We start from the raw sequence: 25,292 nt of genomic DNA, 5'->3' as shown, positions 1-25,292 counted from the left end.
TTACAACTTGCTGAACAGGTTCAGCGCGGACAGTTGCGTAAACACCAGCTGCGAGGCCTGCAGCATGGTCTTTTGCAGGGTCAACCGAGCAATCGCATCGACCGGGTCGGAGGCGGTGATGGTGCTCGCTTCAGTCGTGCCGTTGTCGAGCAGGTTCTGGTTGGTCACGCCCTGATCGGTCGCGGTCGCCTGGCGCGCACCGCCGTCACTGACCACATCGTTGATCTGGTTGGCGGCGCTTTTCAGGTTGCCGATGGTCGAGGTCAGCGTCGCTTGCAGTTTCTGCACCGCTACAGGATCGCCATCGACCTTGCCGTTGAGCGCGCTGATCACGTTCGACAAGGTGTTGAGGATGTTCTGGCTCTGCTGAGTCGACGACTGCGCGGTGAACTGATCGCCCGAGGCCAGCGCCGGCGGCGTGCCGCTGAAGGTGAAGGTCACACCGGCGGCGGTGGCCGTGTTGCCGGTCAGGCTGGCACCGGTCACCACTGGCTTGCTGGTCGCCGGGTCGTACGGTGATGCGTACAAATCGAAGGTGGCCGAATCGGTAAAGTGCAGGACCGCGCCGCCGTTGGGGAAGGTCTGGTCGAATGTCGATTGATCGGTGACGGTGGAGCCGGTGATCACGGTGTTCTGCGACGAGTTGCCCGGCAGACGCGCAGTGCTGACCGTGCTTGGCGTCGCCGCCAGTACGAAGGTGTGCGGCGCGGCTGTCATCGCAGCGTCCGCGGCCGTCGAGCTGCCGTACTGGGCAGCGGTCAGGTTGATATTCAGGCCCAGTTCCAGACCGCGGAAACCGATGGTCTGGGTGCCGGCACTAGTGGTACTGAAGCTACCGGCAGAGGTCGCCTCGCCGGTGACGTCGTTGTTGTCCTTGTCGAGAATCTTGAACTGCGAGCCGTTCTCGAACGAGATCTTGTAGGGCTGACCGCTGGTGAACTTGCTGTCGTAGGTAGCCGAGTTGCTGACGCTGCCGCCGGACAGGGAGATCATGCCATCGTCGGTCGCCGGCGTGGTCAGGGTCGCGGAAGTGCGCGTGGTGTTGACCGCCTGCTCGAATGCGTCCCAGCCGGTGGTGTTGCTGGCCATGGAAATACCGCTGCCGATGGCCAGCATGTTGCGCGTCTGGTCGCCCTGATAGCTGTAGGTGCCATCCGGGTTGACCGCATACGGAGGGGTCGTGGATTTAGAGCCGGAGAACAGGTACGAGCCGTCGGCGTCCTGGCTGTTCATCAGGCCCAGGATCTGCCCCTGCAAGCTGGTCAGTTCCGCGGCGTTGGCCTGACGGTCCTTGTCGGTGAAGGTCCCGTTGCCAGCGCCCAGGGTCAGTTCCTGAGCGCGCTGGATAGCCGAGGTGATGGCGGTCAGCGCGGTTTCAGTGTTGGTCACGCCAGTGCTGACGGTGCTGATATTGGAACTGTACTGATTGAGCATCGTGCCCATCTGCTGCAATTGCAGGACGCGCGCCGCGCCCACCGGATCGTCGCCGGCGGTGTTGAGCTTGACCTGACTGGCGACTTCATCGCCGGTCTTGACCACGTTGGCATAGGTACGCGAATAGTTCGAAGCACTGGTTTCGTAAAACTGGGCAGTTGAAATACGCATGGATTACGACTCCTTAAAGACTGTTGATCAGCGTGCTGAACACGGCTTGAGCGGCTTTTATGATCTGCGACGAAGCGGTGTAGTACTGCTGATATTTGACCAGGTTGGCCGCTTCCTCATCCAGCGAGACGCCCGAGACGCTGTCGCGCGCGGTTTTCGCCTGACCGAGCACCGCGGTGGTGGCGGTGACGTCGTCCTTGGCCTGCGAAGCCTTGCTGCCGACGGTGGTGATCATGTTGCTGTTGGCACCGCTCAGGCTCATGCCTGTGCCGTTGCCCGCAGCGCTGTCGATCGTTTGCTTGGTCTGCAAGGTCAGGGTGGACTGGGCGTTACGGTTGTCAGACGACCCGGCGCTGGTCAGGGCGATGCTGTAGGTGTCACCACTGGTCGGCGATCCTGAGATAGTCATGCCGACACTGAACGACTGGCTATTGCCCGCCGTATCGATGTAACCCACGTTCAGGCTGATATCGTTGCTCTTGCCCTGCACGATGGTGCCGGTGATCGCGTTGCCGTCCTTGTCCTTGACCGCTTTACCGGTCGAGTCGAGCAGCGAGTAGCTCTGCGAGCCATCGGCGGCGGCATCCCCCATCAACAGACGCATCGGCGTGGCACCGGTCAGCGCGTTACGCAGATCGGTGGTGCCCTGGGTGTCGTAGATGTCGGCCTGGGTGTTCAAGACCGGCTGGGTATAGTTGCCGGTGGATTTGTTGCTGGCCCCTGCCGTGCCGGTCAATGGCGCGGCAACGGCGACGCCCTTCGGATCGGTCAGCACGGTCTTGATGCCGTCCGCGCCGGTCTTGGTCGGGTTGATCGTGAAGCTGTCGCCCTTCTTGGAACTGCCGGTGAACGCCAGCGAGAACCCGTCGATCACAGGCGCCGTGGTGTCGCTGGTGCTGTAGCTGCCCATATCCTTGCCGTCAGGCTGGCGCTTGACGCTGTAGCCACCAGCGTCGTCGGTCAGCGTCACCTGATAGGTGTTGGTGGTCAGCGCACCGCTGTTGGTGATCGACACCGCGAAATTGCCGGAGCTCGAATCGTTGTTCTTGTTCGCCAGGCTGCGCAGCGAAGTCAGGCTGGCATCGTTGATGTCGGTGAACAGGTCGGTGCCGAATTTGCCGTTGGCATCCACACCCTGGTTGAGCTGGGTGTTGATCTGATCGGATGCCACCAAGGCCAGACGCCCCAATTCATTAGCCGCCGGTTGCAGGACATCGCTGCGATAACGCAGCAGACCGCCCAGCGTACCGCCGGTCACGACACTGGAAACGTCGACATTGCTGTTCTGGTAATTGAGCTTGAGCGAATACACGCTCGGATCGCTGTCGCTGGGCGAGGCGGTCAGGGTATTGGCTTTGCTGCCGGTGACCAGCGGCTGGCCGGTACCGATGTAGATGTCATAGTTGCCGTTGGTTTCGACGACCTTGGCGCCCACCAGATCGTTGAGCTGGCGCACCGCCTCGCTGCGTGAATCGAGCAGGGTGTTGGGTGTGCCGCCGGAGGCCTGAGCCTGGGTGATCTGCATGTTCAGGCTGGCAATCGACGACGCCAGGGAATTGACTTGCCCGGCCACCGTGTTCAGCTGATTGTTGATGCTGGCGTTCTGATCCTTCATCTGCGAGGAGATCGAATTGAACTGCGCAGCGAGCGCCGAGGCGCTGGTCAGAAAGTTGGTGCGCGCCGCAGAGTCAGTCGGGCTCTGGGACAGCGTGCCCAACTTGGTGAAGAAGTTGCCGAGCACGGTGCTGATGCCGGTCGAACTGTCCGACAGCATCGAGTCCAGTTTGCTCGCCTGACCCAGATAAGCCGTGGCATCGGAGTTCAGCGAAGTACTGCTCTGCAATTGGGTGTCGAGAAAGCCGTTATAGATCCGACGCACGTCCGACAGCGTGGTACCGGTGCCGATGAAACCGACGCCAATACTCTGCTGCGCACCGGCTGTGGTCATCGCTTGCTGACGCGAGTAACCCAGCGTGTCGACGTTGGCAGTGTTGTTGCCGATGGTGGTCATCGCTGCACTGCTGGCGTTCAGTCCCGAAAGCCCAATTGAAATCAGTGACATGGTTCAAACCTTATAAAGTCGTGGAAGAGCCCGATGCGGCTGCGTAGTTCTGGTAACTCTTCATCTGTTTCGCTATTTGAGAAATCTTGCTCGCATAGGCCGGGTCCGTGGCGTAACCGGCCTTCTGCAGCTCTTTCACAAACTGTTCCGGGTTATCGGCCGATTTGAGCGTGGCTTGATAGCGATCGTTGTTCTGCAAGAAACTCACCAGGTCGTGGAAGCTGCTGGCGTAGGAGTCGTAGGACCGGAAGTCTGCCGTCTCCTTGACCATTTTGCCGTCGCGGAACTCGCTGGTGATGGCGCGCGCTTCCGGCCCCTTCCAGCCACTCTGGGCCTTGATGCCGAACAGGTTGTAGCTGCTGCTGCCATCGGATTGACGCATGATCGATTTACCCCAACCGGTTTCCAGCGCGGCCTGAGCCACCAGCACCGAAGGGTCGACGCCAATACGCGCGGCGGCATCCTTGGCCAGCGGCAACATGGTCGCGACGAATTCGTCGTGGTTGCTGAAGGCGCTCTTGCCCGGCGCCAACGGCGGCTGAGCCATGGTGCGCACGTAGGCGTCGGCCGGCGCGCTGTAGCTCGGGCCGACGGTCCAGTCGCCGTTGCCCTGGCTGCCTGCTTTTTTGGCAGCGTCCACGGCATTGGAAACGGCAATACGGTTTTTCAGCGTGGTCGCGCTGCTGGCGCTGTCCTGGGCGGTGGCACTGTTGCTGGCCCCCGGCACGATCCCCGCCAGAATCCGGTCGCTGAGCTTGCTTGGCAGCGACAGGCGACGGGAATTGAGCGCCGCCACGTCGTTGTGCGGCGTGCCATCGGTGGTGGCCGTGGTGCTCGCCACGGAACGGGTCGCCCACAACGGACGCTGGGCAATGCGCGTTGCCAGGCCGGTCTGCGGCAAGGCGCTGTCGGTCTTGGCAGCGGCGGTGTTATCGGTGACTGCCGGGGCGACGTCTGCGGTCCTGGTCTTGGACAGTTGACGCATCAACACATCCTGCAGACCGATACCACCGCCCTCGCGGGACATGCTCACCGACAGTTGCTGGTCATACATGTCCTGGTACTGGCGGGTCGCCGCGGTGTTCATCGGGTTGTCCTTGGCCAGCACTTCGTTGGCCGAACGCATGGCCTTGAGCATCTGGCTGACGAACAGCGACTCGAACTCCTGCGCCACCTTTTTCAGGTTCGCTTCGCTGTCGCGATCGCCGTTCTTCATGGCGGTCAGGCGATTGAGGTCGGTATACGCCCCCGAATCACCGGAGGAAACACCGCCGCTTGGAATACTCATGCACGCTTCCTCAAGTCACGGGTCCTTAAATCACGATCAGGTCGGCTTGCAACGCGCCAGCCTGTTTCAGTGCTTCGAGAATCGCCATCAAGTCGCCTGGAGCCGCGCCGACCTGGTTAACCGCACGGACGATCTCGTCCAGGGTGGTGCCGGGGCCGAACTTGAACATCGGATGCATTTCCTGCTGCGCATTGATCTTGGAGCGCGGCACCACGGCGGTCTGGCCGTTGGAGAACGCACCCGGCTGGCTGACGACCGGATCTTCGGTGATGGTCACCGTCAGGCTGCCGTGGGTCACTGCCGCCGGCGATACCTTGACGTTCTGGCCGATCACGATAGTGCCGGTACGCGAGTTGATGATGACTTTGGCCGAGGTCTGACCCGGATCGATTTCCAGGTTTTCCAGCACCGACAGATAATCGACACGCTGGTTGGGGTCCAGCGGCGCAGTCACGCGCACCGAGCCACCGTCCAGCGCCTGAGCGACGCCTGGGCCGAGCATGTCGTTGATCTTGTCGACGATGCGCTTGGCGGTGGTGAAGTCATTGCGATTGAGATTGAGCGTCAGCGAGTTGCCCTGGTTGAAACCGCTTGGCACGGCACGTTCCACCGACGCGCCGCCCGGGATACGCCCCGAGGACGGAACGTTGACGGTGATCTTCGAGCCGTCGCGACCTTCGGCGTCAAAACCGCCCACCACCAGGTTGCCCTGGGCGACGGCGTAGACGTTACCGTCGATACCCTTCATCGGCGTCATCAGCAGGCTGCCACCGCGCAGGCTCTTGGAGTTACCGATAGACGACACGGTGATGTCGATCTGCTGACCGGGCTTGGAGAACGGCGGCAGGTCGGCATACACCGCCACTGCTGCAACGTTTTTCAACTGCACGGTGCCCGAGCCGGCCGGCACCTTGATGCCGAACTGCGAGAGCATGTTGTTGAAGGTCTGCAGGGTGAACGGGGTCTGGGTGGTCTGGTCACCCGTGCCGTTGAGCCCCACCACCAGGCCGTAGCCGATCAACTGGTTGGTGCGAACGCCGGAAATGCTGGCGATGTCCTTCAGGCGCTCGGCGTGAGCGCCCAGAGCCGTGGTGAACAACAGCGCTGCCGCTATCAGTTGCTTGAACGTGATCATGGCTATCCCGGTATCAGAAAGGGAACAACGGACTGAGGAAGAATCGGTCGAACCAGCCTGGCTGACTGGAATCGGCAAACGCCCCTGTACCGGAATACGTGATGCGTGCATCGGCCACGCGGGTGGACGAAACGGTGTTGTCGGTCGCAATGTCATCGGCACGGATCAGCCCTGCGATACGCACCAGTTCATCACCGGTGTTGAGGGTCATCCACTTCTCGCCACGCACCGACAGGATGCCGTTGGGCAGCACATCGGCCACGGTCACGGTGATCGAACCGGTCAGGCTGTTGCTCTGCGCAGCCTTGCCGTCGCCCTTGGTGGCACGGTCGCCGCTGTAGCCGGCGTCCAGGCTCAGGCTGCCACTGCCCACCGGGTTGTTGGTGCTGACGCCGGCGCCAAACAGCGACGTCAGGCCCAGGCTGGTCTTGCTGGTCTTGGTGATCCCGGAGCTGGCTGCCTTGCTGGCGGCCATCTTCTCGGACAGGGTGATGGTGATGATGTCACCGACCCGATAAGCCTTGCGATCGCCATACAGGTTCTGCTCGAAACCGGCCTGATAGATCGAACCGTTGTTCGCCGCCGAAGGCAGCGGCGTTCGCGGCAACACCGGCGCGTAGTAAGGGTCATTGGGTTTGGCCGCAGGCGCAACGCAGCCGGTCAGCAGCGCGATACCGCACAGCGGTGCTGCCAACAGGGAAAGCCGCAATACAGAAAGCCGTTTCATGACACTTAAAACCTCGCGGTGTAGCAGGCGCGTATCAGGCGCCCCATCGGATTGATCAGGTGTTTCTTGCAGGACATCAGGCATTCAAGAACCGGTTTACAGATTCTGCGTCACGTACTGCAGCATCGAGTCGGCGGTCGAGATCACTTTGGAGTTCATCTCGTAGGCGCGCTGGGTGGTGATCATGTTCACCAGCTCTTCAACGGTGCTGACGTTGGAGTTTTCCAGGGTGTTCTGCTTGACCACGCCCAGACCGTTCAGACCCGGCGTACCCACTTGCGGAGCACCGCTGGAAGCGGTTTCCAGGTACAGGTTGCCGCCTTCCGATTGCAGGCCGGCCGGGTTGATGAAGTCGGCGGTCTGGATGTTGCCGATGATCTGTGGCGTGGCGGTGTTGGTCGAGGTGGTGATCGACACGGTGCCGTCTTCGCCCACGGTGAAGGTCTGCGAATCCTGTGGAACGACGACCGCAGGCTCCAGCGCGTAGCCGTTGGAGGTCACGATCTGGCCATTGCTGTCCAGGTGGAACGTACCGTCACGGGTGTAGGCCACGGTGCCGTCAGGCTGGCGCACCTGGAAGAAACCGCGACCGTTGACCGCCATGTCCAGCGGCTGGTTGGTGGTCTGCAGGCTACCGGCGGTGAAGTTTTTCTGGGTGCCGACGATGCGCACACCGGTACCCAGCTGCAGGCCCGATGGCAGCTCGCTGTCCTGAGTGGACTGAGCACCTGGCTGACGCTTGATCTGGTACAGCAGGTCCTGGAATTCGGCGCGATCACTCTTGAAACCCGTGGTCGAGACGTTGGCCAGGTTGTTCGAAATGGTCGTCAGGTTGGTGTCCTGAGCGGCCAGGCCGGTTTTAGCCACATAAAGTGCCGGAAGCATTGTTAATCTCCTCGAGCGCCTGATTGTCGGCGCAAGCTGTCAGTCATTAGCCCATTTGCAAGACGCGAGCCATCGACTCGTCATCTTGCTCGGCGGTCTTCATCATCTTGATGTGCAGTTCGAATTGCCGGGACAGCGCCAGCACCGATGTCATTTCATCGACGGCGTTGACGTTGCTCGATTGCAGAAACCCGGATTCCACTTGCACGTCGGCATCGGCCTGGGCCGGCTTGCCGTCTTTGGTGTGCATCAGACCGTCGGGGCCTTTTTCCATGTTCTTGAGGTCCGGCTTGACCAGTTTGATCCGGTCGATCTGGGCCATGACCTGCGGGCTCTCACCCAGCGAGCGAACGCTGATCGTGCCGTCGGCGCCGATCTCGATCTGCTGCTGCGGCGGCACGGCAATCGGCCCGCTGTTGCCCATGACCGGCAAACCATTGCCATCACGCAACACGCCCAGGGCGTCAACGTTCATGCTGGAGGTGCGGGTGTAGGCTTCGCCGCCATCAGCCGTCTGGACTGCCATCCAGCCATTGCCCTTGACGGCAACGTCCAGATCGCGACCGGTGTCGATCATCGAGCCCTGACTGAAGTCGGTGCCCGGACGCTCGCTCATGGCATAGGCGCGCGACGGGTTGACCTCGCCAAATACCGGCATCGAGCGGGCCTGTTCGAGGTCGCGCTGAAACCCGTTGGTCGAGACGTTCGCCAGGTTGTTGGCATGGGCCTTTTGCGCGATGGCGTTTTCCGACGCACCGCTCATGGCCACGTAAAGCAACTTGTCCACAGTCTTCCTCCTCCGACAGACGTTTGCCGCCTGTAGCTGTACTGCTCAGGTCATAGCAATAATCGAACCAGTTTTTCAGAACCGATACAAAGTGCTGATTTTCCAATGGTTACGGGGCCCGAATGCACTCAGCCGTCAGCGCCGAGGGCAGTGGCGACAGCGGACCGCCGCTTTCTCGGTAAATCGACGCGATTGCCGCCAAAAAAATTTCGCGCCAGGAGCGATAATTGCAGCGACTTGCTCATCGGCTCATCGTCAACAGGAAACCGTCATGCGTCCGCGCCTCGCCCTGCTCCTTGCCCTCACCGCCTCGTCATTCTGGGCGGTGGCCGCACAAGCGCCCTATTATCTGTGGCAAGGCAAAACCACGACCCTGTGCTCCCAGACCAGCCCCGGCAAAGGCTGGACGAAGATCAGTGGCGGGTTCGTGAAGGCCGATTGTTCGATTTGAAATGGAGCGGGCTTGCCTCCAGGGCACATCCGGAGGAGCTGTCGGGCACCGGCAGACAATCCAGACGCGTTGGTCGTGTCAGACACACCACGTTGGCAGGGTTTGCTGGCGCTTCGCGCCATTACTCCTACGCCCTGGGGGCAGAAGCGAGGCCGCGGCATGGTTGTCATTTTATGCCGCAGCCCTGCTTTTGCCCTGAGCGGCCTGCTCTGAGGTCAGGTCGCCCGAATCAGCGTCTGCAACAATTCCGCTTCGGTCGACAGGGTCTTGGAGTTGGCCTGGTACGCGGTCTGCGCCTGGATCAGCTCCACCAGCTCTTCGGTCAGCTTGACGTTGGAACCCTCCAGTGAATGATTGACGATACCGCCCATCGCGCCAACGCCGGGCTCGTCGTAGTTGGCGACACCGGATGCGTGGGTCTGCAACCATCGGGTGTTGCTGATCGGTTGCAGCCCTTGTTCGTTGGCGAAGCTGGCGAGCATGACCTGACCGATCTTGCGGTGCAGGCCGTTGCTGTAACCCACGCTCATGATCCCGCTCTTGTCGATGGACAGCTGCCGCGCCTCCCCTGCCGCGTAGCCATCGACGATCAACCCTGAACTGCTGGTGCCGCCCTGATGCTGGGTCAGCTTGCCCAAGTCCATGACGATGCCCTCGCCATTTCCGACCGCGCCGTTGGCCCCCCAACGTCCGGCTGCGCCGCTGCCCAGAGGCTTGGCCGGCACCCAGCCGCTGAGCGTCAATGTGTTGTTGGCCGCGATCAGCCCCGGGCCTGCGGTGACCGAACGCAGAGAGCCATCGGCGTTGAACAGCACGCTGGCAGTCAACGGCTCGGTGCGGTCCGGATCCTGGGGGTTGCGCCCGTCGATCAGCAGGTGCATTTGCCAGCTGTTGCTGCCGTCCTTGACGAAGTACTGGGTCATCTCATGGTGGTTGCCAAGGCTGTCGAATACCCCTGCGGTGAACGCCTTGTTGTAGGTACTGATGTCCTTTCGATCAAACGCCGGCACAGGCCTGGACATGACAGGATCGGCGCGGTCCAGCACCGGTCCATTGACATCGTCAAGCGGCAGGTTGATTGGCCCGTTGCTGCCCGCAGGCCCGGCAACCCAGTGGCCATTGACGTTGATCGCCGGGCGCCAGTTATGCAGCGCCAGCTGTGTATCGGAGACGACCTTCACCGCAGCCGTGGCGCCGCTGACGGAGACCTTGCCGTTGGGGTGCGTGTACAGGCCGACTTCCAGCGGCGAGGCGTTGGACGGCTCGAGCGGATTGACGCCGTCGACGAGGATGTACGAGGTCCAGTTGTTGTCATCGATCTTGACGAAATACTGCTTGAGCTCATGGTCCTGGGGTGGCACCGCGGCCCTGCCGTGGACGCGGATCACTTCATTGCCCTTGCTGTCCATGCCTTTGACTTCCTTCACCTGCGGGACCCCGGCATCCTGGATGGTCTGCGTGGTCATGCGCGTCCAGGTGCCCGGATCGTTGACATCGAAGCGCCTGACAGCCGCCAGCGACGCTTCGGCGGCATCCAGATTGAACGTGCGCTCGATCTTGCCGGTGGCTTTGGGCAGCATGTTGGTGGATTCGATCTTCAGGTCGGTGCGCACGCCGTTGATCACCTTGCCATCGGCATTCACGCCGTAGCCCTGGAGCCGACTGCCCTGGGCATCGACCACAAAATCCTCGGCATCGCGGATGAAAGCGCCAGCCCGGCTGTAGCTGACGGCCCCGCCATCACTCATGACGAAAAAGCCCTTGCCCTGGATGCGCATGTCCAGCGCCCTGCCCTGGCTGGACACCGCGCCGCCGGGGGCAAAATCCTGCGAGACATTGGCCACCTGCACGCCGTCGCCGACCGCGTTGCGGTTGCCACCGAGCATGGAGGAGGAATACAGCGCGGAAAACTCCGCCCGCGATGATTTGAAACCTGCGGTGCCGACGTTGGCGATGTTGTTGCCCGCCACTTCCATTCGTTTATGCGCGGCGTTCAATCCTGATACGGCGATGTTGAATGACATGAACACTCCCTGCGTCGTGGGCCACGACACGTTCGTCAATGCATTGATTTATCGCAGGCAAACGAAGGCGATCGAACGAACTTATTCAATGGCCGGTATTTGTCAGCGAACTTGATTCTCGCATTGACGAAAGTAGGAAGTTTCTAGTTATGAAGTGGGATGCCTCTGCAAGTTTTACCCCGCGCCAGAGGCCTTTTTCGCCGTTGGGCAGGCATAAAAAAGCCCCTGCGAAGAGGGGCTCGATGACAGCAAATCAACTGACCGTTATCAGGCCATCTGGATCGTGGTCTGCATGATGGTGCTTTCAGTCGAAATGGTTTTCGCATTCGCCTGATAGTTGCTTTGCGCCTTGATCAGTTCAACCAGCTCACCGGTCAGGTCGACGTTGGATTCTTCCAGCGCCGATCCGGTAAGGGATCCCAGCGTACCCGACTCCGGCGCGCCGGTGACAGGGATACCCGAGGCGTAGGTTTCACGCCATGCGGTACCGCCCGCCGGGGCCAGACCCTGAACGTTGGCGAAGGTGGTCAGGGCCACCTGGCCGATCACTTTGGACTGACCGTTGGTGTAGGTGGCGAACAGATTACCGCCGGAGTCAACGTTCATCGCGCTGATCTGGCCGGTGTAGTTACCGTCCTGACTCTTGGAGATCGCACCGCCGGCAGCGTTGGTCTGCGTGGTGGCAAGCATGTCCAGCTTCATATCCTTGGAGTCAGCGCCGTTGGCTACCCAGGTCGTGCCGGTGCTGTCGGTCTTGCTCTGCGCCGGTTTCCAGCCAACGATGGTCATCGTGTTGTCGTCGTTGACCGTGATATTGGCGGTGGTGGTGGTGATCGGCTTGAGGTTGCCCGCGCCGTCGAACTCCAGCTGGGTGGCATCAGGCACTACCGGGTCGGTACCCGGAGCGCTGATGTTGCGGCCGTCGATCAGCGAGTACATGGTCCAGGAGTTGGTATCCGTCTTGCGGAAGTACTGGGACAAGGTGTGCTCGTTACCCTGGCTGTCGTAGATCGGGGTGCTGAACGTCGAGGTGTAGGTGCTGGTGTCGGCCGGGTCGAAGTCGGCACCGGTCACGATGGCCTTGGAGGAGTCCAGGTTCGAGGCGATGGAGATCGAGCCGGTCGCTTTCGGCGCCATGTTCGAGGTGTCGACCTTGAGGTTGGTCAGTACACCGGTCATCACGTTGCCGTTGGCATCGGTGGAATAACCCTGCAGGTTGCTGCCGTTGGTGTCGACGATGTTGCCCGAGGTATCGGTGTGGAAGTTACCGGCGCGGGTGTACAGCTTCTCGCCGTTGTTGCTCATCATGAAGAAGCCGTTGCCGTTGATCGCCAGATCAAGGTCACGGCCGGTGCCGGTGGTCAGCGCACCCTGGGTGAACTGCTGGGTCACCGCTGCGGTATAGACGCCGCTGCCGACGTTGGTGCCGCCGGAAGTGCCGCGAATCGATTGCGAGTACTGGTCGGCGAACTCCGCACGGGAGGACTTGAAGCCGACAGTGGCGACGTTGGCAATGTTGTTGCCGGTAACGTCCAGGCTTTTGTTCGCTGCGTAGAGCCCACTAAGACCGATATTGAAAGACATGTTTCACTCCTGCGCCGTCTGGTCGGCTCTAGATTCCGATTTGTTGAACTTTGGACAAGGCAAGGTTGGTGCCGTCGGCCAGGTTGAGCGTCATGCTGGTACCCGCCGAGCCCATGGTGACGCTGGAAACGGTCGCAGGCAGGTAGGTGGTCAAGCCAGTAGCCGTGCCGTCGAGGCTGCCTTTGGCGATGAAGCTGTAGTTACCGGATGCAAGGGTTTCACCCGAGTCATCCTTGCCGTCCCAGGTGAAGCTGGCGTTGCCGGCCTTCTGCTCGCCCAGGTCCAAGGTACGTACGGTGGTGCCGGTACTGTCCACGACTTGCACCGTGGTGACGGTACTGGTCGATGGCACGACTGCCTGACCGGTCATGCCCTTGGTGGTATCGACGTTGGTCGAACCCGAATCGACGATCACCGAGTGGCCTACCAGCGACGAGGCTTGCAGCGCCTGGGAAGACTGGTACATGCCGCCAATCGCATCGACCGAGGTGCTGAGGTTCTGCATGGTTTCCAGGCTGCTGAACTGCGCCAGCTGGGCAACGAATTCACTGTTGTCCTGTGGATCCAGCGGGTTCTGGTTCTGCATCTGGGTGACCAGCAACTGCAGGAACGAATCCTTGCCCAGGCTGCTGGCACCGGTGGTGCTGTCGCCGGTCTTGCCGGAGGTCACCGTCTGCAGCGACTTGAGGTAGTCGCTGGTGGTGTCGTTGGTTACGGTCGTCATTGCTCGCGCCCCTTATCACTGACCCAGGGTCAGGACCTTCTGCATCATTGTTTTCGCGGTGTTCATGATGTCCGCGTTGGTCTGGAACGACCGGCTGGCCGAAATCATGTCTGCCATTTCATTGACGACGTTGACGTTCGGGTAATAGACGTAGCCGTTCTTGTCGGCCGCCGGGTGGTTTGGCTCGTAACGTGCTTCCAGGTTGGACTGGTCTTCGACGATGCCGGAAACCTGCACGCCGGTACCGGCCTGCCCCTGGTCATCGAACAGCGAAGCGCTGCCGCCGGACTCCTGGCCCTGGAACACGGTGGCGAACACCGGGTGCCGGGCGCGATAAGTCTTGTCCATGCTGGAGGACACTGTTTCGGCGTTGGCGATGTTACTGGCCACGGTGTTGAGGCGAGTGTTCTGCGCACTCATGCCGCTACCGGCAATATTGAAAACACTGGATAGAGACATGGATTACTCTCCGCGCAGGGCTGCAACCAGCCCTTTGAACTTACTGTTGAGCAAAGTGAAGCTGGCCTGAAAGCCAATGGCGTTCTCGGCGTAGTTGGCACTCTCGACTTGAGAATCGACGGTGTTCTGGTCCAGCGAGGGCTGGGACGGTGTGCGATACAACAGACTCGCGTCGCCGTCGGTCATGCCTTGCGCTTCGATATGATTGCTGTTGGTCATATTCAGCGCGAAGGTGCCGTTGGTGGTCTTGTCGCTCTGGGCAGCCAGCACCTTGGAAAAATCCAGGTCGCGCGCCTTGTAGTTAGGCGTGTCGGCGTTGGTGATGTTGTTGGCCAGCACTTCTGCACGTTGAGCGCGGAAATTCAGCGCTTTCTCGTGGATACCCAGTGCGTTGTCAAAACTGATGCTCATGTCGGGAAACCTTTACCGGTTGACCAGATGTTCGTGACAGAGACATAGCAAGCCTCGTGCCATATTCATATATCCCCATATTCCGGGGCTTTCAGGGCAACCGGCAATGAGCCATGCCAGAAAAGCGGCAAGTGATTTCCGCTGATGGGGAGGCAAGCGGCAATCGGCGTGCCGTTTTTTTGCCGTCGCCGCTTGCCACTCGCCGCCTCGGGCCGATCACTTCCCGGAAAACGACGGCGGTCTTCTGGAGGCGAAAAAAAACGCCTGATGCAGTGCATCAGGCGTTGATGTTTTTGCGTCACGCCCCCTGGGGCTCAACCTCCACCGAAGACTGCCGCCCCGCCGTGCGCTGCCTCGACAGGGGCGTTACTGGCGCAGCGCATAAAGCTCCATCTGGGCTTTGTAGCGGTTCGCAACGGCAAAATCGAGCACGGCGAAGCCGTTGTCGTTCAACAGTGCGACGAGCCGGTCGCGACTGAAGTTGTGGTAGTGCTCGATTTCCAGCCAGTAGGGGTTGGCTTTGTGCGCATCCATGATTTTCCAGCTTGAAGAGGTCAGATCGGGCAGGCTGATCACCATCACCCCGCCAGGGCGGAGGAGTTGCGCGGCCTTGCGCACAGCCTGATTGGGGTCAGCAATATGCGCGAGAACATCCATCAGGGACAAAACGTCGAACACAGCCTCGAACTGCAGGGTCATGAAGTCATCTTGCTTGGCATTGAAGCCCAGGCCCTGGATCTGGCTGACCGACTCGCCACGCACATCCAGACCCATTGCCGAAAACCCGTAATCGGCGGCGGTCATGAGCAGCGCCCCATCGCCGCAGCCGACGTCCAGCCATAACGGCGCAGCGGCCTGTTGGTGCAACGCGCCGAAGCCGCCGAGCAACCCCATGACCCTGTCCACCACAGGCGCCCAGACCGCCCGCTTGTTGTCATGGGAGTCGACGGATAGATCGAGCTGCCCGGCGCCGGCATTGCGGAAGACTTCTGCCAGACCCGACTCTGTCCAGTAGTGACGGGTATGCACATGCCCGCACGCTGGGCATTGCATCCATTCAATCGATTGCGGCAACGGCTCATGCCACAGCGGATGCGTGGTGCAGGCGGCGTAACCCAGCGTTGTGCTTGCGCCCTCGCACAGCGGGCAGGCCGAAAAGGATTCTTGCAGTGGCAGCGCACAGTCAACCGTGTCAGGTTCAACGGCCGGCTTGGCTTCGACCGGCCCGCCGTCCGGCACATCGATATGCTCACCCTTCACGCCGACGCGATGCTGGCGGGTCATCATCTCGATGGCTGTTTCGAAATCACGGGTAAAACGCAGCGTATCGAACAGCGGAGTCGTCAGCCGATTGGCGGCGACCTTTTCCCGCAGTGCCCCGCGATAGTCGGCGTCGGTGCCGATGCGCCGGGCGATGCGGACCATATCGTCATGGTCGGCGCCCACCAGCTCCGGCAGTTCGATGGCGTTGAGCAGGCTTTCGCTGACCCGCGAACAGAAGTGCTCGCCGCGGGCGGTAATCACCGGCACGCTGGCCCAGAGTGCGTCCGATGTCGTGGTGTGACCATTGCAGACCAGCGTGTCGAGGACCGCATCGGCCAGTTGCAGACGGGCAAGGTGATCCTGGGGCGCGGCAAACGGCGCGAAGATCAATCGCTGCGGATCGATGCCTGCCAGCGATGCGTGACGTGTCAGGTGGGTGATGGCCGCGTCGCACTGGCCGAGTAACCAGAGCACGCTGTCTGGCACTTGCGCCAGCACCCTCAACCACACCGAGAAGCTGGTGCGGTCGATCTTGTAGGACTGGTTGAACGCGCCGAACACCACTTTGTCGTCCGGCAAGCCGTTGGCGGCGCGGGTGGCCGGCTGGGCCGCGGCGCTGCGTTTGCGGTCGTTGCACTGGTAGGAGTGGGGCAGACGACAGAATGCCTCGGGGTAATAAGGCGTGCTGCTGTCCGGCGTGACGAAGCGGTCCGAAACAATGTAGTCGATGTCGGGGCTCGCGGCACTGCCCGGATAGCCCAGGTAGGCGACCTGCAGCGGCGTCGGCCGGTAGGCCAGGATGCCGGGCCGACCGCCTCCGGTGTAGAGCTTCAGATCGAACAGGATGTCCAGCTGATCGGCTGCGATTCGCTCGGCGGCCTGTTGGTCGCTCATGGCGTGAATGGGCACGTGATGCTCGATGGCATCGATGAAGCGTTGTCGATATTCGGAGACATCGAACGCGCTGTAATCGTAGGCGAATACCTCGAAGCGTTCCCGGTCGTGCGACTCGAAAAGCCCGGCCATCAAGTGCATGGTCGCGTGGTTGCGCAAATCACAGGATACGTAGCCAACACGAATGCGCTTGCCCGGGCGCGGCGCTGCAACGGGGCTGGGCAAAGGCTCGACCCTGGGCACCATGCGCTTGACGTAGGCCTGGGTCACCCCCAGATTGCGCGCCTCGTCCGTGCACCAGGTAAGGTGCGTCAGCGGGTATTCCTGCGGCAGATCGAACGCCGCCTGGTCGTACCAGGTGCCGATCTTCTGCTGCAGAGCCTCGACCCATTCCCACTCACAGGTGAAGCGAGCCGGTACCAGCGCTGCGCCGATCACCGCCGGGGCGTCAGGCGCCAGCTCGATGATCTTCTTGAAGGCATTGGACGATTCCTCATAACAGTCATTGCTCTGCAGCAGCAATGCCGCATGCGTCAGCAGCCTTGGGTTGACGCTGAGGGACAGTTGCAGGCGGGCGAACTCGATACCCTCTTGCTGGCGATTGGCGTTGAAATAGGTGGTAATCAGCGCGTCCAGCACTTCATCGCTGTCGGGTGTCTGTTCATGGGCCTTGAGCAGGCATTGCAAGGCGTCGTCGGTGGTGCGCATGGCGGCCAGCAGCACGCCCGCGGCAAGCCAGTTGCGGGCGCCGGCGCCCTTCTCGGCCGCGAGCTTGAAAGCCACTACCGCTTCGTCAAAGCGTGCGCACAGTCGCAAGGCCTCGGCTCTGAGCCCGAGCAAGGCAGGCTGCTGCGGCTCCTGCTCCAGCAGTCGGTCAAGTTCGGGCAGGGCCTGGTGAGCATGGCCGCCGTTGATCTGAGCGAGCAGCGCCTCAAGGCGCCCTTCCTGAATCGTCATAGTGATAAGTTTTCAAAAAAATGATCGCAGTATCGCGACAAAGACATCCAGCGATGTCCGGTGTTGGAAAAAAATCAACCGATGGATCAGAGGGTGCCCTTCACGCGGCGCAGCTGCAACTGATCCTCAATGAGCCCATCAGGGTGCGTGCATCAACCGGGCAGGCATCATCACCCCCAGGCGCCGGGTCATCCCGAATACCTTATCGGCTTGGCAAATTGATACTTTAGACAGGCGCACGTCAGCCGCCGGGCTTGAACATCCCGTGGCCGGGGTTGTGGCGTTTTGGGAAAAACCTGCCTGCGTTGCCTGCCGGAAAATCCGCCACAGGCACGAAAAATCCCGCCGAAGCGGGATTTTTTCAAGCTTGGATCAACACCCGATTTACTTGGCCTGATAGATGATGCCGGGACTGCACTGAACCATCTGATAGTGATCAGGCAGACCGTTCAACGCCTCCGACGCGCCCAGGAACAGATAACCGCCAGGCTTGAGCGTTGAATGGATGCGCAGAAGGATGTCCTTCTTCACATCCGCCGAGAAGTAGATCAGCACGTTGCGGCAGAACACGATGTCGAACTTGCCCAGCGCCGCGTAGCTGTCGAGCAGGTTGAACGAACGGAACTCCACGCGGTTCTTGATCGGCGCCTTGATCGTCCAGCGACCAGGGGTTTTCTGGTCGAAGAAACGCTGCAGGCGGTCAGGCGACAAACCACGGCCAATGGCCAGGCTGTCGTACTCACCGGTCTTGCAGTTGTTGAGCATGCTGCCGGACAAATCCGTGGCGACGATCTGCGCACCGGCCTTGAGCTGGCCCGGATTGCTGCGCTCGAACTCATCGATAGACATCGACAACGAGTAAGGTTCCTGCCCGGACGAACAGGCCGCCGACCAGATGCGCGGGCGCAGGCCCGGGCTGGCTTTGAGCTGCTCGGGCAGGACCTTGTTCTTGAGCACCTCAAACGGGTAGGTATCGCGAAACCACAGGGTCTCGTTGGTGGTCATGGCGTCGACCACCTGCTCGCGCAAACCACTGCGTGGCTGGCTCTGGATGCGCTGGATCAACTCGCCCAGGGACTTGATGCCCTGCAGTTCCATCAGCTTGTTCAGGCGGCTGGAGACCAGGTATTGCTTGTTTTCACCCAGCAAAATGCCACAGGCTTTTTCCAGGAAGACCCGGAACTGTTCAAAATCCAAATTACCTGTAGACATGCCGCCTCTCAAATCATGTGAACAGCCAAGGCCGGTGGCCTCAGCTGATGTCTGCTGCCCTGATACGATCTACTACTCTAGCTGCCAGATCGTCCGGCCGGAATTTGGCCAGAAAATCATCGGCACCTACTTTCTTCACCATCGCCTGGTTGAAAACCCCGGACAGCGATGTATGCAGGATAATGTGCAGCTTCTGCATACGCGGATCGTTGCGGATCTCTGCGGTGAGGGTATAGCCGTCCATCTCCGGCATTTCAATGTCGGAAATCATCATCAGGAATTCTTCTTCCGGCTTCTTGCCCTCGTCGACCAGCTTGCGCAGGAATTCGAGTGCCTGTCGGCCGTCGTTCAACGCCGTGACTTCAACGCCCACGGTTTGCAGGCAACGCGTCACCTGCTTGCGTGCCACCGACGAGTCATCGACCGTCAGCACCCGCAGCGATGTAGCCTTGTGCTGTACTTCGGCACTCACCACGCCAGCCGAAATGTTCTCCGACACCGGCGCCACCTCGGCGAGGATTTTCTCCACGTCGATGATTTCCACCAGCTGGTTGTCAATGCGCGTCACGGCCGTGAGGTAGTGATCGCGCCCCGTTCCCTTGGGTGGTGGATGAATGTCTTCCCAGTTCATGTTGACGATGCGTTCGACCGAATGCACCAGAAAACCCTGAATCTTGGTGTTGTATTCAGTGATGATCACAAATGCGTTGGCGATGTTGCCCAGCGGCGCGCCGCCGGTGGCCAGCGCCAGATCGAGGATCGGAATCGTCCCGCCACGAATACTTGCCACTCCGCGCACAATCGGACTGGATTTGGGCATGTGGGTAAGTTTTGGGCACTGAAGCACCTCTTTTACCTTGAACACGTTGATCCCATACAACTGCTTGCCATCCAGACGGAACAACAACAGTTCAAGGCGGTTCTGCCCTACCAGTTGAGTGCGCTGGTTAACTGAATCCAAAACACCAGCCATGCCCCACTCCTTCCCAAAACGACCAATTGCACACACCGGATCGGCATGCGGCACGGGCCTTGCTATTTACCCATCATGAACACACAAATGACAGTATCTCGACGCCTGACATCCGCAACCCGCCAATTCTTTCGCGTGGTGGCTGCGTTGTGTCTGTTTGCCACCGCCGGCGTTAGCCATGCGGACAATGTGACGCTGCCTGAACAACTTATCGGCGTCACCCAGGGCTTTCTTGAATTCACCGTGGAAGACTATCTGGCCACCAGCCAAACGGTTGGCCGCTACGAAATCGAAGTCAAACAACTCGATCCGCGTCTGCGCATGCCGCATTGCGACAAGGATTTGACAGCCTCGCTGGAAAGCCCGGCGCAGCCCATCGGCCGCGTAACGGTACGCCTGCGTTGTGAGGGTAGCTCTCCATGGACGGTGTTCGTCCCCGCCCAGGTACATCTGTTTCGCAACGTGGTGACCGTGGTAAGACCAATGAAGCGCGATGCGATTGTCTCCGAAGCCGATGTGGCCCTGCGCGAGCGTGATATCGGCCTGCTGGGGCAGGGTTTCCTGGATTCGGTCGATCAGGCGGTCGGGCAGAAGGTTGTCCGACCAACGGTCATCGATCAGATTCTCACCCCTGTCCACCTGGAACAGCCACAAATGGTGCGCAAGGGCGATCAGGTGGTGATCAGTGCGCGCAGCGGCTCAATGAGCGTGCGCATGCCGGGTGAAGCCTTGTCGGCAGGAGGTTTGAACGAGCAAATACGGGTCAAGAACCTCAACTCACAGCGTGTGATCAAGGCCAACATCGTCGCCCCCGGGCAAGTCGAGGTGCCTATGTGACATGCATTGACCTCTGGCGCTGCGCTTGCGCTTTTTCTACACTCGGAACCGGTATGCCCTGTGCGAAGTCAATTACTGACTGTTTTCGCACGGGCCCTAAAGTTATTCCGGGTTTGGCCGAAACCAAGGCAAGCGTCCAAGAACCCAGAGGTTTTCAATCATGGTCATCGACTTCAGTCGTTTGAATAGCTCCACTACCGTTGGCGGTACGTCGCGTACCGCCAGCACCAAGGAAACCAGCAAAACCGAAGCCTCGGCGACGGTCAGCGGTTCGGCCAAGGTCAGCGGTAGCGGTGAGACAGTACATTTGAGCAGTGAAGCTCAACAGTTGCAGAAGATCACTGATTCGTTGCGTGATCAGCCAGTCGTCAACAGCAGCCGCGTGGCTGAGTTGAAGCAGGCTATCGCCGACGGCAGCTATAAGGTCGACAGCAACCGTGTTGCCAGCAAACTGCTTAATTTCGAAGCCCAGCGCTAGCCCCCGGTCTGCGCAGGGGCTTCTGGACGCTTAAATCCCAGGGCATGCGATGCAAGACACTACGTTGCTTCAACTGATCACGGACGATATCGCGCCGACCCAGCACCTGCTGGAGATCCTGAAGGCCGAGTCATTGGCGCTTCACGGACGCGATATGGTCGAAATGGAACATATCCTGGCGCAGAAACAGGCGCTGGTGATCGTTCTCGAACAGCATGGGCGCCGACGCAGCCAGCTGCTGGCGAGCCTTGGCCTGCCCACCAATCGCGCAGGCCTGGAAGAAGTGGCCAGGCATTCGTCGGTAGGCGAGGCGCTGTTGAAATCGGGCGATGAACTGACAGGGCTGATCGCCGAGTGTCAGGCCGCCAACGAGCAGAACGGCAGTCTGATCCGGCTGCAGCAGCTGACCACCGCGCAGCAGCTCAGAATCCTCAACGGTGGCGATACGCCGACGCTGTATGACAGCCGGGGTTCGACATCCGGCAAGGTAAGACCACGTCCGCTTAGCCAGGCGTAAGTTCTTGTATCAAGGCGTGCAACATGGTGGCAAAATGCCTGTCGCTGCACGCTGTCGTTTTTTGCCTGGAGATGGATGAACCGTGAATGCCTCAAGCGCGGAAGATGTTCCGCAGCCCCCGAAGGTACTTACCACGCCTTTGGAAATTGCCGCCAACATGCGCCTGCTGATGGAAAGCCATGATCCGTTGATCATCACTTTTCACGAGCGCAGTCAGCGCTTCCAGAGCTATGTCATCGACGTCGACCGAGACAGTAACGAGATCTCGCTGGACGAGATGATCCCTCGCGACGGCGAACGTTTCCTGGCCAATGGCGAACCTTTCCGTGTCGAAGGCTTCCACGATGGCGTGCGCATCGCCTGGGAAGTCAAGGCGCAGATGACCGTCATCGAGGATCCGCACTGTTATCGCGGCCCGCTGCCGGAAGAAGTCGTCTATCACCAGCGTCGCAACGCGTTCCGCGCCGCCCTCAAGCTCGCCTCGCTGGTGGACATCGAGATCGGTGGTGAAAAACTCAAGTCGCCCCTGCGCGGCAAGTTGCTCGATGTGTCCGCCACCGGATGCAAACTGCGTTTCGAAGGCGACTTTTCCGAGCGCATGCAGCTCGGTCAAGTGTACGACCGTTTCATCGCCAACCTGCCCTTCGGCAACATGACCACTTCGGTTGAATTGCGTTATCTGCATTTCGAAGAAAAGATCAACACCACCTTCGCTGGCGTGCGCTTCCACAACATCAGTGGTCTGGTGCAGCGTCAGGTCGAGCGTTTCGTCTACCAGCTGCAGCGCGAAGCACGACGTTTCGATAAAGACGACGACTTCTGATCGAGCGCCAACGCCATCAGCATCCTGTCGTAAGGCTTGCCAGCGCCAGCGCCCTCAAGGACGCTGCTGCCGGCAAGCCGTACTGCGACAGCAGAACTGCCCAAGCCTTGAGCTAAAACGCATCCACCACGGGTCCAAAGCTGCGCCGCAGCGACTGGGGCGATTGCCCATAGACGCGCATGAACGCTCGACGCATGCGTTCGCGATCGCCAAAGCCGGTCTCGCTGGCCACCATCTCCAACGAATGCCGCCCCTGCTCCATCATCAGCCGCGCGGCCTCAAGGCGTAGGTTCTCCACCGCCTTGGCTGGCGATATCCCGGTCTCTGCGCGGAACGAACGGCTGAACTGGCGCGGGCTCAGACACGCGGCATCGGCCAACTCATCGACTGACAGCTCGCGACGCAGGTTTTTGCGCGCGAAATCCAGTGACAGCTGGATGCGGTCGGAGCTGGGGCTCAATTCGAGCATTGCCGAGTGCTGCGATTGACCGCCCGCGCGACGATGGTAGAGCACCAGATGTTGGGCAACCTTGCGCGCCAACTCCGCGCCGTGGTCTTTTTCCACCATGCCCAGGGTCAGGTCCAGGGCCGCGGACATGCCGGCGGAGGTCCAGATCTTGCCGTCGATGATGTAGATCCGGTCCTCTTCGACCTTGATCGCCGGATAGTCCCGACGCATTTCCCGCGCCCGCGCCCAGTGCACCGTTGCCCGGCGCCCGTCGAGCAGACCGGCTTCTGCCAACGCAAACGCGCCCACGCACAAGGCCCCGACACGCCGGCAATCGGCATACGCCCGGATGAGAAAAGCGTTGATCGCAGGAGACGCCGCGGACCGGTCCATGGCCCCGCTGATCAGCACGGTGTCGAACCGGGCCTGATCCAGCGGTTGGGTGGAAACCGAAGTGAACAAGGCGCTGGCGGCGACCAGACCACCGTGTTCGGACAACAGATGAATGTCGTAGAGCTTCTGGTCAGCGGCAAGATTGGCGAATTCGAACGCCGACAATGCGGCCAGACTCATGACTTGAAAGTCGGGTCTGACGATGAGCGCAACGCTTTGCATGGGCTCTGTCCGTCACAAAGACAACGATTCTAGACTCAAGCGCCCGGCGCGCAAGTGTAGTCGTCAACGTCCGGGCGATGCGCTCAGGCATTGACCAAGGGCATCGCGCCTCTTGACGCGATGGCCACCGGCATCGGCGGATCAGCCGGCCAGGAACGCGTTGTTGAACTCGGTCACGAAAGCCATTTCATTCGGCCCCGGCGCGGCACGCAGCGCAGTAGCACGCTCGACCAGGATTTCATCGGCATCGGTCCCCAGCGCGGCCATGGTCTGATCGATGAATTCGGCCAGTGGCATGGCCCGCGGTTCGTCGTTGCTGCCCAGCAGATCGGTCTGGACCCAAGGCGGCGCAATTTCCAGGACCCGTACCGAGGTGTTGCGCAGCATGTAGCGCTGGGACATCGAGTACGAATGCATGGCCGCCTTGGTCGCGCTGTAGACCGCCGTGACTGCCAGTGGCACGAAGCCCAGCACCGAGGACACGTTCATCACCACCGCATCAGGCCGGGTCTTGAGGTGCTCGATCAGGCCGGAGGTGACCCTGATCGGTCCGAGGACGTTAGTGGTGATGGTGTCGATCATCAGTTGTTCATCAATGGCGCTACTCGCATCGTCGATCAGCATGATGCCGGCGTTGTTGATCAGCACGTTCAGATCAGGGAAGCGGCCAATCACTTCAGCGGTGACTCGGGCGATGTCGGCAGCATCACCGACGTCCAGCGTCACGCCTTCCATACCTGGGTTGGCGGTCGCCACTTCGTCGAGCAGGGCCTTGCGCCGACCGGCGATGATGACCTTGTTGCCACGCTTGTGCAGGGCTTCGGCCAGCGCACGGCCGATGCCGGAGGTGCCGCCGGTAATGAAGATGGTGTTGTGGGTCAGGTTCATGTCGCTTCTCCGAAAGTAGGTTTGATGGACCGGCGCAGGCCCAGGGGGCTGTGTCGTGCATCTCGAGAACCGATAGTAGAGAGGTGGGACAGGCGGCAGCTGTCGTAAAACCATCGTTTTCGGCCATTCGCTGCGCGCCTGAACAACACGTCTGGATTGGTGGGTTTTTTGACCTGTGAGGGTATTTGCAGGGCCGTACGCTGGCGTCTGATATCGCACCGACAGCAGACGCAGAATGTTCAGGCATAAAGGCACGGCAGTGATCACCGGGGTAGCTTCAGGCACAAGCCTGATGTATGCCCGGCGCATGGCAGCGCTGGGTTACGACCTGATCCTGGTGGGCTGCGACCGCGAGCGCTTGCACACAACGGCCAGACGCATCACCGACGTTTGCGGTCGATGCGTGGAAGTGCTGGCGGGCGATCTGGCCGTGTCCGAGGATCTGCAGCGCATCGAACAGACGCTGCGCGACGATGCCAGCATCACACTGCTGGTGGCTTACGCTGCGCACCCTCCCCGCAGCAGCTGCGCCATCGATCGCCTGAGCGATGCATTGATGCCAGGCTTTGCGGCGCGCCGCTGTGGTGCTGTCATCCAGGTGACCGGCAAGGCCCGATGCCCGCTGGATGAGGCGTGGTGGACGTTGTCGCTGCTGCAACGGGATCAAGGACAAGCGTCCGCGCATTGAGCCTGGCCCAGGCAGTGGCGCATCTGCATTTGCTGGCGCTTCGCGCCAGATCGTCGGCAAGCCAGACTCCCACGCCCTTCGGGCAGAAGCGGTCGGCACCTGTCGCTCTCCTGGCAGAGGTGGTCGACACCTGTCGCCCTGCTGGCAGAGTTGGTCGACACCTGTCGCCCTGCTGGGAGAGGTGGTCGGCATTTGTCGCTCTCCAGTCAGAAGCAAATCGACATCTATCCCCGGGTGCTTTTGATTCTGGCCGAAGGCCGTGGGAGCCGGCTTGCCAGCGATCTGCCGGGCACCGGCAGTAGAATCAGGCGGCGCGGTGGGTCAGGCGTATAGCGTTTGCAGGGTTTGCTGACGCTTCGCGCCAGATCGTCGGCAAGCCAGACTCCCACGCCCTTCGGGCAGAAGCGGTCGGCACCTGTCGTCCTGCTGGGAGAGGTGGTCGGCATTTGTCGCTCTCCTGGCAGAAGCAAATCGACATCTATCCCCGGGTGCTTTTGATTCTGGCCGAAGGCCGTGGGAGCCGGCTTGCCAGCGATCTGCCGGGCACCGGCAGTAGA

General features: G+C 60.7%; 23 protein-coding genes. 6 read left to right on the top strand and 17 right to left on the bottom strand.

What is annotated here, in order from left to right; genetic code table 11:
- From ACI2KS_RS07060 to ACI2KS_RS07030, 7 genes are all read right to left on the bottom strand, one after another.
- Complete coding sequence (locus ACI2KS_RS07060) at positions 1-1,605, bottom strand: flagellar hook-associated protein 3 (protein WP_404618545.1); 1,605 nt, start codon at positions 1,603-1,605, stop codon at positions 1-3.
- A gap of 13 nt (positions 1,606-1,618) precedes the next feature.
- On the bottom strand, positions 1,619-3,667 hold the full coding sequence (flgK, locus tag ACI2KS_RS07055) for a flagellar hook-associated protein FlgK (protein WP_404618543.1): 2,049 nt from the start codon (positions 3,665-3,667) through the stop codon (positions 1,619-1,621).
- 10 nt (positions 3,668-3,677) lie between these two features.
- Positions 3,678-4,955, bottom strand: coding sequence for a flagellar assembly peptidoglycan hydrolase FlgJ (gene flgJ / locus ACI2KS_RS07050; protein WP_404618541.1), 1,278 nt, complete (start codon positions 4,953-4,955; stop codon positions 3,678-3,680).
- A gap of 25 nt (positions 4,956-4,980) precedes the next feature.
- The gene (locus ACI2KS_RS07045) at positions 4,981-6,090 is read right to left on the bottom strand and encodes a flagellar basal body P-ring protein FlgI (RefSeq protein ID WP_404618539.1); all 1,110 of its coding nucleotides are present in this window, start codon (positions 6,088-6,090) and stop codon (positions 4,981-4,983) included.
- Positions 6,091-6,103: 13 nt separating this feature from the next.
- Positions 6,104-6,817, bottom strand: a complete 714-nt coding sequence (gene flgH / locus ACI2KS_RS07040) for a flagellar basal body L-ring protein FlgH (protein ID WP_404618537.1) — start codon at positions 6,815-6,817, stop codon at positions 6,104-6,106.
- A gap of 96 nt (positions 6,818-6,913) precedes the next feature.
- Positions 6,914-7,702 (bottom strand): flagellar basal-body rod protein FlgG, encoded by a 789-nt coding sequence (gene flgG / locus ACI2KS_RS07035; RefSeq protein WP_404618535.1) that lies wholly within the window; start codon positions 7,700-7,702, stop codon positions 6,914-6,916.
- A gap of 46 nt (positions 7,703-7,748) precedes the next feature.
- Complete coding sequence (locus ACI2KS_RS07030; RefSeq protein ID WP_404618533.1) at positions 7,749-8,489, bottom strand: flagellar basal body rod protein FlgF; 741 nt, start codon at positions 8,487-8,489, stop codon at positions 7,749-7,751.
- Positions 8,490-8,760: 271 nt separating this feature from the next.
- Here ACI2KS_RS07030 and ACI2KS_RS07025 point away from each other — a divergent pair, with 271 nt between their 5' ends.
- Entirely contained in the window at positions 8,761-8,940 is a 180-nt protein-coding gene (locus ACI2KS_RS07025) for a hypothetical protein (RefSeq protein WP_404618531.1), read from the top strand.
- 215 nt (positions 8,941-9,155) lie between these two features.
- Here the strand turns inward: ACI2KS_RS07025 and ACI2KS_RS07020 are convergent, their stop codons facing one another.
- The 8 genes from ACI2KS_RS07020 to ACI2KS_RS06985 form a co-directional block, all read right to left on the bottom strand.
- Positions 9,156-10,964: a flagellar hook protein FlgE gene (locus ACI2KS_RS07020; protein ID WP_404618529.1), complete on the bottom strand. Its 1,809-nt coding sequence runs from the start codon at positions 10,962-10,964 to the stop codon at positions 9,156-9,158.
- A 267-nt stretch (positions 10,965-11,231) separates the two neighbouring features.
- Positions 11,232-12,548, bottom strand: coding sequence for a flagellar hook protein FlgE (gene flgE, locus ACI2KS_RS07015; protein WP_404618528.1), 1,317 nt, complete (start codon positions 12,546-12,548; stop codon positions 11,232-11,234).
- A gap of 28 nt (positions 12,549-12,576) precedes the next feature.
- Positions 12,577-13,272 carry a flagellar hook assembly protein FlgD gene (locus tag ACI2KS_RS07010; protein ID WP_404618526.1) on the bottom strand — a complete coding sequence of 232 codons (696 nt, stop codon included), beginning with the start codon at positions 13,270-13,272 and terminating at the stop codon, positions 12,577-12,579.
- Positions 13,273-13,287: 15 nt separating this feature from the next.
- Positions 13,288-13,731 carry a flagellar basal body rod protein FlgC gene (flgC, locus tag ACI2KS_RS07005; RefSeq protein ID WP_404618524.1) on the bottom strand — a complete coding sequence of 148 codons (444 nt, stop codon included), beginning with the start codon at positions 13,729-13,731 and terminating at the stop codon, positions 13,288-13,290.
- 3 nt (positions 13,732-13,734) lie between these two features.
- Entirely contained in the window at positions 13,735-14,142 is a 408-nt protein-coding gene (gene flgB / locus ACI2KS_RS07000) for a flagellar basal body rod protein FlgB (RefSeq protein ID WP_404618522.1), read from the bottom strand.
- 366 nt (positions 14,143-14,508) lie between these two features.
- Complete coding sequence (locus ACI2KS_RS06995) at positions 14,509-17,256, bottom strand: methyltransferase domain-containing protein (RefSeq protein ID WP_404618520.1); 2,748 nt, start codon at positions 17,254-17,256, stop codon at positions 14,509-14,511.
- 384 nt (positions 17,257-17,640) lie between these two features.
- Positions 17,641-18,468 (bottom strand): protein-glutamate O-methyltransferase CheR, encoded by an 828-nt coding sequence (cheR, locus tag ACI2KS_RS06990; RefSeq protein WP_404618519.1) that lies wholly within the window; start codon positions 18,466-18,468, stop codon positions 17,641-17,643.
- A 40-nt stretch (positions 18,469-18,508) separates the two neighbouring features.
- Positions 18,509-19,441 carry a chemotaxis protein CheV gene (locus ACI2KS_RS06985; protein WP_404619465.1) on the bottom strand — a complete coding sequence of 311 codons (933 nt, stop codon included), beginning with the start codon at positions 19,439-19,441 and terminating at the stop codon, positions 18,509-18,511.
- Positions 19,442-19,516: 75 nt separating this feature from the next.
- Here ACI2KS_RS06985 and flgA point away from each other — a divergent pair, with 75 nt between their 5' ends.
- The 4 genes from flgA to ACI2KS_RS06965 all read left to right on the top strand — a co-directional run bounded on the left by flgA (position 19,517) and on the right by ACI2KS_RS06965 (position 22,096).
- Positions 19,517-20,278: a flagellar basal body P-ring formation chaperone FlgA gene (flgA, locus tag ACI2KS_RS06980; RefSeq protein WP_404618518.1), complete on the top strand. Its 762-nt coding sequence runs from the start codon at positions 19,517-19,519 to the stop codon at positions 20,276-20,278.
- A 160-nt stretch (positions 20,279-20,438) separates the two neighbouring features.
- A complete protein-coding gene (gene flgM, locus ACI2KS_RS06975; protein WP_404618517.1) occupies positions 20,439-20,756 on the top strand; it encodes a flagellar biosynthesis anti-sigma factor FlgM in 318 nt (105 codons plus the stop codon).
- Between the two features lie 49 nt (positions 20,757-20,805).
- On the top strand, positions 20,806-21,273 hold the full coding sequence (locus ACI2KS_RS06970) for a flagella synthesis protein FlgN (RefSeq protein WP_404618515.1): 468 nt from the start codon (positions 20,806-20,808) through the stop codon (positions 21,271-21,273).
- An 82-nt stretch (positions 21,274-21,355) separates the two neighbouring features.
- Positions 21,356-22,096 (top strand): flagellar brake protein, encoded by a 741-nt coding sequence (locus tag ACI2KS_RS06965; RefSeq protein WP_404618513.1) that lies wholly within the window; start codon positions 21,356-21,358, stop codon positions 22,094-22,096.
- Between the two features lie 112 nt (positions 22,097-22,208).
- On the opposite strand, the gene ACI2KS_RS06960 is transcribed toward ACI2KS_RS06965, so the two are convergent.
- Together ACI2KS_RS06960 and ACI2KS_RS06955 are read right to left on the bottom strand one after the other, a co-directional pair.
- On the bottom strand, positions 22,209-23,159 hold the full coding sequence (locus ACI2KS_RS06960; protein WP_404618511.1) for a GlxA family transcriptional regulator: 951 nt from the start codon (positions 23,157-23,159) through the stop codon (positions 22,209-22,211).
- Positions 23,160-23,300: 141 nt separating this feature from the next.
- On the bottom strand, positions 23,301-24,047 hold the full coding sequence (locus ACI2KS_RS06955; RefSeq protein ID WP_404618509.1) for an SDR family oxidoreductase: 747 nt from the start codon (positions 24,045-24,047) through the stop codon (positions 23,301-23,303).
- Between the two features lie 235 nt (positions 24,048-24,282).
- Between ACI2KS_RS06955 and ACI2KS_RS06950 the strand changes: the two genes are divergently transcribed.
- A complete protein-coding gene (locus tag ACI2KS_RS06950; protein ID WP_404618508.1) occupies positions 24,283-24,735 on the top strand; it encodes an SDR family NAD(P)-dependent oxidoreductase in 453 nt (150 codons plus the stop codon).
- The last annotated feature ends 557 nt before the right edge of the window (positions 24,736-25,292 follow it).

This window comes from Pseudomonas sp. NPDC087358 (assembly GCF_044900785.1).
GTDB lineage: Bacteria > Pseudomonadota > Gammaproteobacteria > Pseudomonadales > Pseudomonadaceae > Aquipseudomonas.
Note: the sequence above shows the minus strand (reverse complement) of the source record. Positions and strands in the feature narration are given on the sequence as shown.